Source organism: Pseudomaricurvus sp. ABR4_320, from assembly GCF_056159445.1.
Genome location: NZ_JBSWVF010000020.1, coordinates 16,448 through 31,376 on the forward strand (window position 1 = coordinate 16,448; position 14,929 = coordinate 31,376).

Here is a 14,929-nt window from a genome sequence, read left to right on the forward strand (position 1 = left end):
GGAGATCTCCTAGAGCACCACGGCCCTATCGATGAGGACTCGGGCAACAATTATGATCAGTATCGTCGTGCAAAATAACGCGGCCAGATCTGCCAGCACACCTCTTTGTAATACGCCGCCGGTTTCGCGAAACTGAAAAGAAGGTGCATTATCGTAATCCTTTGCCATCACCAAGGCGTCACTGTCCAAATGGGCTTTGTAGATACGACGAAGCTCTAATTGAAGGGCGCGAGCTTGACGTTCAAAGGCCAGTGCGCGATTCGCATCTGATCCCGCGATACGGTCCAGAGCGTCTTGTACTGCGACTGCAGGTAAGAAGAACCTCGCGTTATCAAGAACCTCCCGTCGAGTACGCTTCTGCCTTTGATGCGATGCGATCATTGGAGCGATACCTTTGTCGAGAGCAACATGCTTGGCGTATACGGCTCGAAACCGATCCGGTACTTTGGGAGCGGAACGCAGTGGCGACTCAGCATGGTTTTCTGGATTAGCCGTTTGCCGACCGGTTATCTCTGCCTTTAGAGACTTTAGATCAGTGGAAAAGCGTATTTCCGAAGGCGCCGGAGAGACCAGGTCTATAGCGGCAAGCGTCAACGAAGGCGTTATCACCACGACCAGCAGCCACACCGCACCGACGGCAATGGCCGACTCTGTCGAACGATTGGTTACTACATTAATAGCCACCGCTATGGCTAACCAGAAGGCGCTGTAGGCTAGAACGGTTATCGCTAGCACCAACAACCCCATCGGCTGTCTTGCTCCAGACCAAACAGCGGCTACCAAGATGATTACCACGGAGGGAACCAGTACCGTTCCGCCTCTGGTTAACGCCTTTACACAGAGTACCGCGCCAATGCGAACCGGCTGCGATAGAACCATGGTGGCGACACCACGCTCTCGCTCTCGAGACCAAAGATCATAGGTGGCAACTAAGATCACAAGAGGCAGCAGGAAAACAATCACAAAGGCCAGATCAAAACGACCTGCAGCGCGTACAACCGGATTGCCGATATCTGACCACACTTCCCTGAACAGATCAGAGTAGTCGCCTAATGGCGCCGCATGAGCAGAAAATGGGTAGGCATCGGCTTGGCCGATGGATACCGGCGCCATCGCACCTGGCCGCAACACCGGTCGCAAAATAGGTAGGATAATCGATTCATAGGACTGGAGAATAAATTGGCGTCTGGAGGCAGAGTCATCCCGCTGCTTTGCCTCTATTAGCTCGATAGACGACTCTCGCTGCTGAACCCAATCCGCACCGTTCCAGCCAGCATATCCACTCAATACCACGAGTAGGATCAGCGGCGCAACCACTGCTCGCTCACGCCAAAGGAGACGGACCTCATATTCCATCACAGCGGCAAGTGCACTCACAGATGTCGACTCAGATAGTAGGCCGACATAATCGTCAGGATACTGGCGAATAGAACCCATGCCAGCAGTATCACAAGATTACACTGTTGCGCCGCAAATACCTCGTTAAGGCTTGGAGGAATTGACGTAAAGGTTACATTGCGTGTCACTGTCGCAATGTCGGCACGATATCGCTCACCCGGCAATGCTTTATGCTTCTTGATCTCTTGGTTCAAGGTCTGAATTAATCGGTACCGGTAGTCCTCGACCTCACTCAAGAAAAGAAGGTGAGATTGAATGTCGGTACCTGCAAAAGCGTGGGACCAGGGTTGTATTGAAATCGTGGGCGATAAGATCGCAAACAATCGCATTACCGCTTCCTGGCTGCGGTAAATATCATAAAGTTGATCGAAATATCGATTATTAAGTTGTGTAGAAAGCGCCTCGCCATATTCGTATTTTGCACCTCGAAAATTGATGGGGAGATCTTCAATCTGACTGACATCATAATGCGCTAATAAGTCAGCCTCGAAAACTTTCAGCCCCTCATCAGACGGATCGTGGACATCAATTCCCTGCCCAGCTTCAGCGATCAATGCGGATTTGAAGGCGGGTGCAGAAGGCGTAGGCTCTTGCCATTCCGCCACCGCTGGCGCGAGGCGTGGTAGCAGCAAGGTCGAAACCATCCAAAAGCTGAGCAGAAAGACGAGCGCGCTCCGAGCCGACCTAAACAAACAGGAGGCTGATACGGTTAGCGCGCAAAACACAAATAGATAAAATAAATAAAATCCGCCAATGGCTGCAAGAGCTGTAAGCTCCCGTACACCTGCCCCCTGCAGACCTATTGCTGGTAAACTTACCCCGATCATTACGAGCACCAACATTGCCGCCACCAGCGACAATGCAATCAGCCTCCCGCCAATCAATGCTGTTACTGAAGTTCCCGCACCGAGTTCCAACTGAAACCTTTCCCTGGCAACCTCGCCAGAAGTCGTGGCGAATCCAGCTAGAATGATGATTACTGGTGCAATGACTTGCAGAGTCCAGGCGGCGGAAAAACCGCCAAAGCGACTTATGGCGGTACCGCCCTCCATGGGTCTGTGTTGTGCAGGATTCTGTGTGTGCCCTTCAATAAACACTGACACACCAATAAAGTTGGAAATGCCCGGATCGAAAACAGCCAGCGGGCGCACCGGCGCAGGCACAGTACGACCAACATGGGCCGCGTCGTGAGGATCAATTGTTCCCTGGCTATTCCACAGCCTAGCCTCTGTCTCGGCGACAGCCGCTCGCTCTCGAGCCTCTACAACCAATCGTGCTGAGTTCGACATCACAGAGCTACAGACCAGTAATAAGACTGTGATTGAGAGCCATAACAAGCGGCACTCGCGCCACATCAGCTTTAACTGCGTTGTGGCTACACAAACAGTCTGAAAGTCAGCTAACACCGATCAATCAACCTTCGACTCATTGGAGCAAATTATTTCAACTTACCATTTGTGCGTAATGCCTACAGAAACGAAGCGCCCAAGAGCCGTGGCATTGATGGGGTCATAGCCTGTTCCTCGTGCGTTTTCGATAAATGGCGGATCTATATCGAAAACATTCTGTGCGTTGAAGGAAAGGTTAGTATTCTCTAAAAAGTCGTAGCTGAGATTTAAGTCCACCGTTGTCCATGAACTCACGATGGGATCTTCTAGGTTTGATGGATCTCGATAGCTATCGACATAATTGATAAAGAGCCCTCCCACCAAACGTTGATAGGTCGAGACTGCGCCTCCTCGTAACGTAAGATCGACCGGTAGATACACCACATTAAGCACATCGGCCTCAGGCGACGCGCTCGTCACGCGACGCGTGTTTTCCATAATGTACTGACCTGCCAAACTCAATTTAAGATGAGAAGCGCCAATATCAATACTGTATGACGCGTCTACATCAATCCCCTCTTGTGAGGTCATCGCATTATTTCGCACCCGATTATCGAGAATCACCTCTGTATCGTATTCATCTAAGTTGTCGGGAACCGCATAAGGACCTGAGCGAATGACTCGGAATGAGTCTGTGGCCATACCCAATTGCCGGGCGTCCTCGATTTCTTGAGTGGTCGGACTAAAAGTTAAAATAGGCGCATATGGATCAGTGGACTCAGCAAACAGATTCACGATGCTACCCGGGTAGCCTCGATCTATTCGGTCAGTGTAATCAATGTGATAGTAACTCGCCTGAACTTGCAAGCCAGGGACTATTTGGGGCGCGAACGAGAATCCAGCGGTCCAAGTTTCAGCTCGCTCCGGTCCTAAGTCAGGGTTGCCATTGGTCAGCATCATGGTAATCGTACTGCCAGTGGGTGAGTTTGGGTCTGCCAAGTTGTAGACATATGCACCGTTATTCGACTGCATATCAGTAAATACGGGCGCCCTAAACGATTTCCCGTAGCTCGCGCGAAACGCCAGATCTTCCGTCAACTCCCATAGCAGGCCATACTTCGGATTAGTGGTGGAACCAAAATCGCTATAATCATCGTAGCGTGCAGCGACCGTTACGGACAAACTGTGAACGCCTGGTAAATCCTTAAGGAGCGGGATGTTCAACTCACCAAAGGTCGACGTAATATACCGGCTTGGATTGTACGGCTCTTCTAATTCGCGATAGTCGAAAAAATCGTATTCATCACGTCGATAACTTGCGCCTAAGGCTAAACGGACATCCCCTGCTGGTAGCTCGAATACTGCTCCATCAGCAATGAGATCGACGTAACCACTTCGGGTGTCCATATCCGTTGGAGGCGCTGTCTCTGCTATTCCATCCTCAACCGTGGTCCGCTCGTACCTCACTTCGCTTTCGCCAAAACCCATATTTAAACGAGCCTGCCATGTTTGGGGTAACTCCAGAGTCAGTCCAGTGAACAAGTCATACTGTTGTGTTTCCGGAATTAAATTAGTTACATCCCAGTCGCTGGCAATCGTGGTATCCATTTCTCGCTTAGAATAGGAAGCTGTCACATTAAGCGATAGCATTTCATTGATCTGCTGAATACCGTCAATATACAAACTATGCCGTTTTGAGCCTGGGTAAAGATCGTAGGGGGTGTAAAGAACATTTTCGGAAAAGTCTTTTTCTAGAGCGGACAAGTTATCCTGCTCGAGGTATTCATAGTTGGCAAATAGGTGCCCTTCGTCCCATGACCAGCCAGCGGCCTGAGATACTTGGTATTCGTTCATGCCGCCGCTCGTGACACCGCCATAACGCACACCTGTTTCGAATCCAGTAAAATCCCGACGCATAATGATATTTACAACGCCGCCGATCGCATCAGCACCGTAAATGGCTGACGCACCATCCGTTAAGACCTCCACTCGCTCCACAGCACTGATCGGAATCAACGAAATGTCGACATACTGGTACCGGTTCGATGCGGTCACCCGATGACCATTGATTAGCGTCAAGGTGGTACCGGTACCGAGTCCTCGGAGATTAATGGAAGTCCCTTGTCCGAAGTTGCTTCCGGTATCTCGGTCCTCACCAAGATTTGCGACATTTGCACCGTTAGCACCGCCACCGAAATTTTGCGGTAACTTTTCAAAGAATTGCTGCATCGTAGCCGCGCCACTGATTTCAATATCCGCCTTTTCAAAGACGATTACAGGTGATGAAGCTCCATTTATACTCCCTCGGATATTACTGCCAATGACAATCACCTCCTCAACAGTACTGTTATCTATACCTGAGTGAGTTCTGTTTCCCTCTACAGTGACATCTTTATTCTGTCCCGATGCATAACCGCTTATAAGGGTCATAAATACGATACTTGTCGAGAGCAGCGTATTGGATTTTGCTTTTAACATGAACTCTTCCTTGAATATTTCTTACTTCGGTATTGCCTAATCATCAGGAGCAATTGGCAGTCATTCTGCACACTGACGCTACGCGAGTGGTTGCAGTCGGTTGGCAATATGAATAACGATTTCGTTTGCAATAAAAATTTTTGCTTGCACCGTTATAAGTTTGTACTCCAAGGCGTAGAACTAGCGCTTTCGCCCTGCCTACTGGTTTGAGCTACCCCCTTGGAATGTGACCCCACATCGAATTAATGTTATGTTATAACATATTATTAGCGATAATGCCCTTCGGAGTAAAGCGTTTAAATAATGTTATCAAATACGGCGCTGCTCCCAGTTTTGCTGCTTACCCCAACTTTCGAACCGACAAAGAAACATTACACAGCCTGCCATAGGGGGCGATAGGACATTAGGGAACTCGCACCAAGCACGAAAAGAGACGACTAAGATAGGCCTTCTAAATCGTCCTGCCTAAGATTGGATGTGACCTGCTTTTTGCAATCCACGCGCCATACATAAGTGAACGAAAAGGGATTTGAATATTTTCAAATCCTGCAACCTTAAGAAAATCAGTGATGATTTTTTATTCACAAATATAGATGGTAGATTTTTATGCTTTCGGTCTGTCTGGAAATTTACAACCCCAGAACAGGCTACCTGGAGCGCATCGTTATGACCGCAATTCATGAGACTGCAAAACCCCGCTTTAAGTAAATATCCACCAAGGCGGAAATCCGGTATATCTATGCGCCAAGTTCGAGTGACCTGAGATGAATACATGGTCGACGAGTCGACAGCCAACTTCAACAGATCTATGTCCCTTATCTGATCTATCCGGCGTTTGGCTGAACGTGTGATCAAAATTCACTCTATTGTTCGTTCAAAGAACTGGAGCAAGTTATTCGTACTCAGTATCTATTCCACTTCATCACAAATACTAAATGTGGGAAACCGCTCAGATCGCAACCTGGTGAAACGAGTCCTTCATTGACCTTCAAGGAAAGTACCAATACGGGAAGATCGATATAGAATTCAGCAATCACTGAAAATACATCAATTACCTCTCGGGTAATACCGTAGAAAGCTGTGTAAAAATAACTTTCTTGGCCGTTTTAACACGAATCTTGGGCGACCTCCTTCGTGTACAAAAACGCTCCATTTCAAAACCAAACATATTACCTATGCGAATCAATCCTTCAGCCGTACTGGCGGGTTCAATTCGCGTTTTGCATATACTGGCGCAAGTGCCGCCCGGGGAACAATGTCTTGGATGTTATTTTAAAATTTCCATCTAACGGGACGAGCTAATCAGACACATTTGCCACCAACAGCGATATCAGTCTTCACATTTCTACCTATTGAGAAGTATTTAGGCGCGAGTTAAAGAACGGCACAATAAAGACTCTTTTGCAGCGGCAGCGAACCACAACAATGACGACACTTCAGGAAGACTGGACAGCAAAGTCAGCCAAGCTCACGCCACTACCAGAGGCTTGGGTGCATGGCGTCGCTGGCAAGGCGCAAAACGGCGAATCCACCACCATCATTAATCCCGCGACAGGAGACGTGCTCGCTGACGTTGCAGCCTGCGGGCCTGCCGATGCAGAGCTCGCAGTCGGGTCTGCGCGGCAGGCATTTGCCGCAGGAAGTTGGTCAAGATGCTCGCCACAGGAGCGAAAGAAAATTCTGCTGCGCTGGGCTGACCTGATCGAATCACAGGCTGAAGATTTCGCGCTCCTGGAATCGCTGAACGTCGGTAAACCTATCTCGGATTGCCTGTCGATCGATGTTCCCGGTGCGATCAATACCATCCGCTGGAGTGCCGAAGCCATTGATAAGGTCTACGGCGAAATCGCCCCCACCGAGCAACGCACCCTGGCCTTGGTGCAGCGACTGCCTCTCGGGGTAGTACTCGCCATCGTCCCCTGGAACTTTCCCCTGTCGACCACCGCATGGAAGCTGGCTCCAGCCCTGGCCGTTGGCAACTCCGTCATTCTCAAGCCCGATCCTAAAACGCCCCTGACTGCATTAAAGCTGGCCGCCCTGGCCAGTGAAGCGGGTCTGCCCGACGGCGTCTTGACGGTAATTCCCGGTGATGCGCAGCTGGGCGAATATCTCTGCCGTCACCCGGACATTGACGCCCAGACTTTTACGGGCTCCACCCATGTCGGCAAGCTGCTGTTACAGTTCTCGGGTCAGAGTAATCTGAAACGAACCTTTCTCGAACTCGGCGGTAAAAGCGCCAACATCGTGTGCGCCGATGCCGATTTGGAAAAGGCCGCTGAATGGGCGGCCATCGCCGGGTTTTACAACGCCGGCCAGACCTGCACTGCCGGCACCCGCCTGCTGATTCAAGAACAGATTTATGACGAATTTCTGGCCAGGGTTACTCACCTTGCCAACCTGTGGACCCCGGGCCACCCACTGGATCCGACCACACGCATGGGGCCGATCATCAATCGTGTTCAGTGTGACAAGATTCAATCCCTGGTCGACAGAGGGCTGGCAGATGGCGCGCGACTCTTATGTGGTGGCACAGCGATACACGGCCTTAATGAAAGCTTACCGGGCGATTTTTTTCCCGCGACACTTCTGGCTGACGTCGATAATCGCTCACACATTGCCCAGGAAGAAATCTTTGGTCCGGTCATTGCCGCCATGCCCTTTCGAACGGCCGAGGACGCCATCCATCTCGCCAATGACTCCCGCTACGGACTCGCCGGCGCCGTATGGAGTCGCGATCTTACCACAGCTCTGACGATCGCCAATGAGGTCAGAACCGGCACCATGGGGGTCAATAATTATTTTGGTGGTGATATGACAGTGCCCTTTGGTGGGTTTAAGGAATCGGGTAACGGTCGAGATAAGTCTCTCCATGCGCTGCAAGATTACACGGAACTCAAAACCACCTGGATAGAGTACTGAGCTGTCATTCTAGCAAGATCAGCGATACGCAAGGGCACTTTAGATCGTCAAACTCACCCAGAGAGAGACAGGTTAATTTCAGAAAACGGTGGTGCACGGATACCGATCTAGTGATTGACTGATGACGATGACTGGCCCTCAATTCACGCAGATTTATTGACCCGTTCCGCGTAAAATTTGCCCCAACCAAACGCCAATCGCCGCGTTATCCACTCTGTCTCCCCTCTGCCGGCTGTTGGCCAGACCGCCCTCGGCAATCGATAAGGGGATTGACTCCCCGCCGCGATCGGTTAACAAATCGATTTCAAAATCGGTGTGAAATTCCGGGTGTGCCTGGATTCCGACGATACGTTTTTGGCCGTAATCCACCACCGCATTGACACAGAATTCAGAGGTTGCCAGGACACTGGCCCCCTCCGGCAGAGAAACCACCTGATCCTGATGCACCGCGTTCAGCAGCAATGTGTCAACGGACGATTTGTCGAGGGCCTGAGCCAATTCTGGCACCAGCTGATATTCGTGGGTACCAACGCCCCAGCCACCGGTGTATTTTTCCACCCGCCCACCGAGCGCTTGTGCCAGCATCTGATGTCCAAAACAAATACCCACCAGCGGCTTACCGGTTGCCGCCAGGGTGACAACCCAGTGTTGCAATGTTGCAATCCAGGGCAAGTCGGCATAGACACTGTATTTACTGCCGGAAATGATCCAACCATCGTGATCCGCGGCCGTCTCTGGGAACTCCCCCAGATATACATCGTAATTTCTGAACTCAGCCTCCGGCAACGATGGACTGACAAGGTCAATCAGCATTTGGCCATAGGGTGCGTATCGGTCAGCCAAGGTTGCCGGTGGCGCACCAGCCGCTAATATGCCAATGGACAGTGTCATAAGTCTGTTCTCTCCAGGAAACCTCTGATTAATTACCTGCGTTGCCATCGCTGTTTTAAAAATGACCTTAAAATGCTCATATACAACACGTAAACTCGAAGGGTCGGTCCCACTGTTTTTCGGCCATTTTTGCCTTGCGCTGGCCGCCTCGCCGACATTAATCAAAGGCTCCTTAGCTTGCCGAAGCCTGTGGTGGTCTCAGCTTTTCTACGGATGATGCGAGCCTCGGCGCATTTGCAACATGGCAACCACGACACCAACCGCGACTATGGCGATCATCAAAGTGGCTAAGGCATTGACCTCGGGAGTCATCCCCAGGCGGATTTTCGAAAATATAACCATCGGCAGTGTGCTGTCACCAGGGCCAGACACAAAACTGGCGATGACCAGGTCATCCAAAGACAGGGTAAAAGACAATAGCCAGCCTGAAACCAAGGCCGGTGCTATTAACGGCAGAGTGACCAGAAAAAAAAGCGAAGAAGGCCTGGCACCGAGATCCATGGCCGCTTCCTCCAGAGACTCGTCCAGCCCGACCAAGCGCGACTGGACGATCACCGCAACATAGGCCATGCAGAATGTGGTGTGGGCAATAATGATCGTCAGCGTTCCCCGCCCGGAGGGCCAACCGATCAATCCCTCCAGCGCAACAAACAACAACAACAGAGATAAACCTGTGATGACTTCCGGCATGACCAATGGCGCCGTGATCCAGGCCGTCAACAGCAGCTTGCCACGGAAGCGTCCCATTCGAGATAGGGCATAGCCCGCCATGGTGCCAAGGATTACCGCCAGGGTCGCACTGACAAAGGCAATTTTAACGCTTAATCCGGCCGCCTTGAGAATCTGTTCATTGCGGAACAGCTCCACATACCACTTTACCGACCAGCCTCCCCATACGGTGACCAGTTTCGATTCATTAAAACTGTAGATGATCAAAGAGAGCATCGGCAGATACAAAAACAGAAAGCCTAACGAGGCACTTCCCCACAGAAACCAGGATCCCGATCTCATACTCAGACCACCTCCTGTTTACGCCGAATCAAAATAATGGGCAGGACCAGTATAATCAGCATCACGATTGCCACCGCCGATGCCATCGGCCAGTCTCTGTTGAGGGAAAACTCATCCCAGAGTACCCGTCCGATCATCAACGTATCCGATCCACCCAGTAACGCCGGAATCACATACTCGCCAACGGCAGGAATAAAGACCAGCATACAACCGGCAATAATGCCCGGCATGGCCAATGGCACAATCACCAGAAAGAAACTCTGGAGAGGACGACAACCAAGATCCGCGGCCGCCTCCACCAGCGACATGTCCAATTTTTCCAGAGAGGTATACAGGGGCAAGATCATAAACGGCAAGTAGGTGTAGACAATACCTATATAGACAGCGAGATCCGTTTGCAGCAATTGTACGGGTTGATCTACCAACCCCAGGGACAACAGCAGATCGTTGATGACGCCATTTTTTTTCAACAGTGCCATCCAGGCGTAGACCCGCAGCAAAAAGGACGTCCAAAACGGCAGTATGACTAACGCCAACAGCAGCGGACGCCGATGTTCAGCCGCTCGCGCAATAAGCCAAGCAATAGGGAAGCCCAACAGCAAAGTCAGGACCGTTGCGACGGCCGCGACTTTAATCGAACTGAGATACGCCTCCAGATAAAAAGAGTCATCCCAGAGAAACAGATAATTATTGAGATTAATGCGAATGTTTAATAAGGCTTCCTGGGGATCAAATTCGAGCAGTCTGGTATAGGGAGGAACCGCAATCGCCAGTTCAGCAAACGAAATCTTAAAGACCACCAAAAAAGGAACAAAGAAAAACAGAGCCAGCCAGAAAAAGGGAATGCGAATGACCAGCCAGCGACCGACATTAAAGGTTATGGCCCGTCGCAACCAAGCCATTCTAGCGGTGGAGTCCGGATGATTGGTTGCAGAAAATTCTGCAGGCGGCGGTGATTCGTCCATCGGCAGCTTCCTTACACCTGCAGCGCGACAGCACTGTCGGCGGACCAGTGCAGGTAAACACGGTCATCCCAGGTAAATCGCGCTCCCGTATCTCGTGCGGTGTTCGGCTGGGTAACCCGCAGCTCCTTACCCTCAACCGTGCGAATTTTGAAAATGGATAAGCTGCCCATATAGCCGATATCAACAATCACACCCTGACACTGGTTGATGCCCTGTTCCGGATCCTCGCGACTGAGTGTGATTTTCTCCGGGCGAATCGCAAAGGCCATCTGCTGTCCCTGACTGCACGCCACCACATTGCTACTGCACAGATCAGTATTGAGGTCATTGGAATGCAGGCGAATCTGCTCCGCTGACGATTCGCTAACCCAACCTTCCATCAGGTTTACGCTGCCGACAAAGTTTGCAACGAAGCGGCTGTTGGGCTGTTCATAGATGTCATAAGGCTCCCCTACCTGGACAATCCGCCCCTGATTCATGACGCCAATCCGGGTCGACAGCGTCATTGCCTCCTCCTGGTCGTGGGTCACTACAATAAAGGTGACTCCCAATTCATCCTGAATATTAATCAGCTCGAACTGAGTTTCTTCCCGCAGCTTTTTATCCAGCGCGCCAAGAGGCTCATCCAGTAACAACAATTTCGGACGTTTTATAAGAGATCGAGCCAACGCCACCCGCTGACGTTGGCCACCGGAAAGCTGATGAGGTTTACGTTTGCCGAGGTGACCGAGCTGCACCATATCCAACATATCGGCAACACGCTGTCGAATATCACTTTCAGCGACGCCCTCTCGCTTCAGGCCAAATGCGACGTTTTTTTCAACGGTAAGATGAGGAAATAGAGCATAAGATTGAAACATCATATTGACGGGTCGATTCCACGGTGGAATTCCCGCCATATCGACACCATCAATAAATATCTGTCCAGAAGTGGGTTGCTCAAAACCCGCCAACATTCGCAGCAGTGTGGATTTGCCAGATCCGGAACCGCCCAGTAAACAAAACAACTCACGGCGGTAGATGTCTAATGAAACATCGTCGACCGCCGTAAACTGATCAAACTGCTTGCAGATGTTTTGGATACGAACAAAAGGCACAGCCTGGGGATTAGTCCACAACTTCTGCGGTGGTGCAGTCAGTGGATTGTAGGGAACGTCCGATGATTCATTCATGACTCTATTCCATCGATCACCTACGATAGGCTGCAAAACAGCCCGTCGTAGGCAGGCGTGTTTAACGCCCGGTTTTGACGTTGCTCCAGGCCCGATTCAGAATTCGGTCAAAGCGTGCCGTGTGGGCCTTTTGGGTAAAGAGTTTTTCTTTAACAGCAGCACTCGGATAAACGCCTGGATTCGAGCTTACCTCTTCATCCAACAATGGTTCTGCAGCCGTGTTGGGAACCGCATAAAACACATAGTTGGAAATCCCGGCAGCCGTTTCCGGCTTCAGGACATAGTCGATAAACTGGTAGGCCGCATCTTTATGAGGTGCATCCGCAGGTATCGCCATCAAATCAAACCATACCAGTGTGCCCTCGGCTGGAATCGTGTAACTGACCTCAACGCCCTGCCCAGCCTCTTCGGCGCGACTCTGAGATTGCAGGATGTCGCCGTTATAACCCAGAGCGACGCAGATTTCCCCGTTCGCCAGATCCGCGATGTATTGGCTTGAATGGAAATAGCGATAATTTGAACGAACCGATGACAGTAAGCCCTCAACTTTTTGCAGATCTTTTTTATCTTCTGAATTGGGATCAAGGCCCAGATAATTCATGGCAATCGCTGCCACCTCCGCCGGGGAATCCAGTAGAGCGATACCGCAATCCTTCAACTTAGCGGCGACTTCAGGCTTAAAAATCACATCGAGGCTGTCGAGGGGCGTATCACCAAGACGCTCTTTAACCATGTCAATATTGTACCCGAGCCCGATGGTGCCCCAGGCATAGGGGACACTGTGCGCATTGGCCGGATCGTGCAGCGCGACTTTTTCCAACAGCGTCTTATCCAGATTGCCATAATTTTTCAGTTCACTGGCGTCGATTTGGCTGTAGATTTGGGCCTGTACCTGACGCTCTAGAAACGAGCCGGTCGGCATGACCAGATCGTAACCGGTATTCCCCGTCATTAACTTGGCTTCCAGAACCTCGTTGGAGTCGTACACATCATAGTTAACCTTGATACCGGTTGCTTTTTCAAAATCGGCGATGGCTTCCGGATAGATGTAGTCTGACCAGTTGTATATATTCAGTTCGGTGGATGCGGCAAACGCGCCGGACGCGACGGCCAAAGAAGCGGCCATGGCTAAAGGGATACTCGTGTAGTTCATTGCAACGACTCCTGGGGGAACTCAGGCGATACAGCCAGCGTGAATAACAAGGTCATGGACCATCAATGGAGACAATCTCTGTCTTCAATGAAAATTACGTCAGAGAAACCGGGATTCCCATACCTCCTAGGAGTTAAAAGAGCCCTCTTCCAAACGCAACGATAATTTAATTGCTCATTCAAGTGGGGTGACGGCCAATTCGTCGATCGCGTTTCTGTTACAGCGAAACTCGCGCCGCCACGCTTCAGATAAGCCCCAGATAGGACTCATACTCGACATCTGAAATGCGGGCACTGAGCTCATAGAATTCCTGGCGTTTCATCGCGACGAACACATCGACTAATTGATCCCCGAGATAGTGACGCATAACAGTACTTTGCTCAAAACGATCAATGGCATCGGCCCAATGGCTCGGCAGACGCTCTCCGCTCCCAGCCGCGTAGGCGTCGCCTGCGACAGGTGCTGCTGGCTGCAAACGCTGATCCATGCCGTGGAGCGCACCGGCCAGAATCACAGCAAGGACCAAATAGGGGTTGGCATCAGCGCCCGCGACACGGTGCTCAATACGCCGCGCGGAGGGTTCACTGTCAGGCACCCGTAAGGCGGCGGTTCGGTTTTCATACCCCCAACAGGGGTCGAGCGGCGCATGGGAGCCGGCCTGAAATCGTCGATACGAATTTAAATGCGGCGCAAGTACCAACATAGAATCAGGCATGATTGCCAGTAGCCCGGCGATCGCCTGACGCATCACGGTGGAACCTTCATCCCCCCCGTTATCAAACAGATTTCTGCCGTCGGCATCGAGCAAACTGAAGTGCACGTGAAAACCGTTACCGGAATGCTCTTCATAGGGCTTGGCCATAAACGTTGATTCATAGCCATGCCGTCTTGCTGTCCCCTTAATAAGGCGCTTAAACAAAATCGCCTGATCGCCCGCCGCTAGGGGGTCGGGCACATGCTGCAGATTGATTTCAAACTGGCCGGGGCCCAACTCAGAAATAATGGTGTCCGTCTGCACCCCCTGCAGATCACAGGTTGCTCGAACTTCGGCAAAGAATTCCTCAAGATCGTGAACATCATCCAGGGAATAGGCATCGATGGTGTTCAGTCGGCGTCGGTTACCCCGACCCAACACCGGCGGACGGGGTCGATGAGTGGTCTCGGTAATCGGATCGATCAAATAGAATTCCAGCTCCGTCGCCATAACTGGAAACCAGCCGCGCTCATGAAACCTTGCGACCAGCGCGTTTAACGCCTGACGCGGGTCCACCAAAAAGGGACTGCCGTCGACATTACTCATCATGGCCTGCAGCTGATAGCTACCATGGTCAGACCAGGGCACAGGTACGGCGGCCTCGCGCACCGGAAAACAGATCCCGTCATTGTCACCCGTCTCAAACACGAGACCATTGTCGGTGACATCACGCCCCCAGAAATCGACCCCAATGACCGATCTGGGCAGCTTGACGCCCTCCTCGAAGACCTTGTCAATGGAACTGCCGAGCAGACGCTTACCCCGTAAATTTCCATTCAGGTCGACGATGAAAAGATCAAATTCATTGTGAGCTGTTGCATCCGCCATTCAATACATCTCCGTTGGCAAAACGAGGCTAG

Annotated in this window: 10 protein-coding genes; 1 reads left to right on the forward strand and 9 read right to left on the reverse strand. The window is 51.2% G+C overall.

Annotated features, from left to right (window positions below):
• Window positions 1–9: 9 nt before the first annotated feature.
• The 3 genes from ACXAFR_RS23875 to ACXAFR_RS23885 all read right to left on the reverse strand — a co-directional run bounded on the left by ACXAFR_RS23875 (window position 10) and on the right by ACXAFR_RS23885 (window position 5,204).
• The gene (locus ACXAFR_RS23875; protein WP_475181830.1) at window positions 10–1,377 is read right to left on the reverse strand and encodes a DUF3526 domain-containing protein; all 1,368 of its coding nucleotides are present in this window, start codon (window positions 1,375–1,377) and stop codon (window positions 10–12) included.
• Window positions 1,374–2,687, reverse strand: coding sequence for a DUF3526 domain-containing protein (locus ACXAFR_RS23880; RefSeq protein WP_475181831.1), 1,314 nt, complete (start codon window positions 2,685–2,687; stop codon window positions 1,374–1,376). Before ACXAFR_RS23880 ends, ACXAFR_RS23875 begins: the two co-directional genes overlap by 4 nt.
• Window positions 2,688–2,846: 159 nt before the next feature.
• Window positions 2,847–5,204 carry a TonB-dependent receptor plug domain-containing protein gene (locus tag ACXAFR_RS23885; protein WP_475181832.1) on the reverse strand — a complete coding sequence of 786 codons (2,358 nt, stop codon included), beginning with the start codon at window positions 5,202–5,204 and terminating at the stop codon, window positions 2,847–2,849.
• Window positions 5,205–6,629: 1,425 nt separating this feature from the next.
• Here ACXAFR_RS23885 and ACXAFR_RS23890 point away from each other — a divergent pair.
• Window positions 6,630–8,123 carry an aldehyde dehydrogenase family protein gene (locus ACXAFR_RS23890; protein ID WP_475181835.1) on the forward strand — a complete coding sequence of 498 codons (1,494 nt, stop codon included), beginning with the start codon at window positions 6,630–6,632 and terminating at the stop codon, window positions 8,121–8,123.
• A 153-nt stretch (window positions 8,124–8,276) separates the two neighbouring features.
• Here ACXAFR_RS23890 and ACXAFR_RS23895 read toward each other — a convergent pair whose 3' ends face one another.
• From ACXAFR_RS23895 to ACXAFR_RS23920, 6 genes are all read right to left on the reverse strand, one after another.
• Window positions 8,277–9,014 (reverse strand): type 1 glutamine amidotransferase, encoded by a 738-nt coding sequence (locus ACXAFR_RS23895; RefSeq protein WP_475181836.1) that lies wholly within the window; start codon window positions 9,012–9,014, stop codon window positions 8,277–8,279.
• 207 nt (window positions 9,015–9,221) lie between these two features.
• Window positions 9,222–10,025, reverse strand: coding sequence for an ABC transporter permease subunit (locus tag ACXAFR_RS23900; RefSeq protein ID WP_475181838.1), 804 nt, complete (start codon window positions 10,023–10,025; stop codon window positions 9,222–9,224).
• A gap of 2 nt (window positions 10,026–10,027) precedes the next feature.
• Entirely contained in the window at window positions 10,028–10,990 is a 963-nt protein-coding gene (locus ACXAFR_RS23905; protein ID WP_475181841.1) for an ABC transporter permease subunit, read from the reverse strand.
• A gap of 11 nt (window positions 10,991–11,001) precedes the next feature.
• The gene (locus ACXAFR_RS23910; protein ID WP_475181843.1) at window positions 11,002–12,162 is read right to left on the reverse strand and encodes an ABC transporter ATP-binding protein; all 1,161 of its coding nucleotides are present in this window, start codon (window positions 12,160–12,162) and stop codon (window positions 11,002–11,004) included.
• 61 nt (window positions 12,163–12,223) lie between these two features.
• A complete protein-coding gene (locus ACXAFR_RS23915; protein WP_475181845.1) occupies window positions 12,224–13,315 on the reverse strand; it encodes a polyamine ABC transporter substrate-binding protein in 1,092 nt (363 codons plus the stop codon).
• Between the two features lie 244 nt (window positions 13,316–13,559).
• On the reverse strand, window positions 13,560–14,897 hold the full coding sequence (locus ACXAFR_RS23920; protein ID WP_475181846.1) for a glutamine synthetase family protein: 1,338 nt from the start codon (window positions 14,895–14,897) through the stop codon (window positions 13,560–13,562).
• Window positions 14,898–14,929 lie beyond the last annotated feature (32 nt).

Coding starts and splice junctions, on each gene's coding strand:
- ACXAFR_RS23880 (WP_475181831.1), bottom strand. CDS start 2,687: ATGTCGAACTCAGCACGATTGGTTGTAGAGGCTCGAGAGCGAGCGGCT.
- ACXAFR_RS23885 (WP_475181832.1), bottom strand. CDS start 5,204: ATGTTAAAAGCAAAATCCAATACGCTGCTCTCGACAAGTATCGTATTT.
- ACXAFR_RS23890 (WP_475181835.1), top strand. CDS start 6,630: ATGACGACACTTCAGGAAGACTGGACAGCAAAGTCAGCCAAGCTCACG.
- ACXAFR_RS23895 (WP_475181836.1), bottom strand. CDS start 9,014: ATGACACTGTCCATTGGCATATTAGCGGCTGGTGCGCCACCGGCAACC.
- ACXAFR_RS23900 (WP_475181838.1), bottom strand. CDS start 10,025: ATGAGATCGGGATCCTGGTTTCTGTGGGGAAGTGCCTCGTTAGGCTTT.
- ACXAFR_RS23905 (WP_475181841.1), bottom strand. CDS start 10,990: ATGGACGAATCACCGCCGCCTGCAGAATTTTCTGCAACCAATCATCCG.
- ACXAFR_RS23910 (WP_475181843.1), bottom strand. CDS start 12,162: ATGAATGAATCATCGGACGTTCCCTACAATCCACTGACTGCACCACCG.
- ACXAFR_RS23915 (WP_475181845.1), bottom strand. CDS start 13,315: ATGAACTACACGAGTATCCCTTTAGCCATGGCCGCTTCTTTGGCCGTC.
- ACXAFR_RS23920 (WP_475181846.1), bottom strand. CDS start 14,897: ATGGCGGATGCAACAGCTCACAATGAATTTGATCTTTTCATCGTCGAC.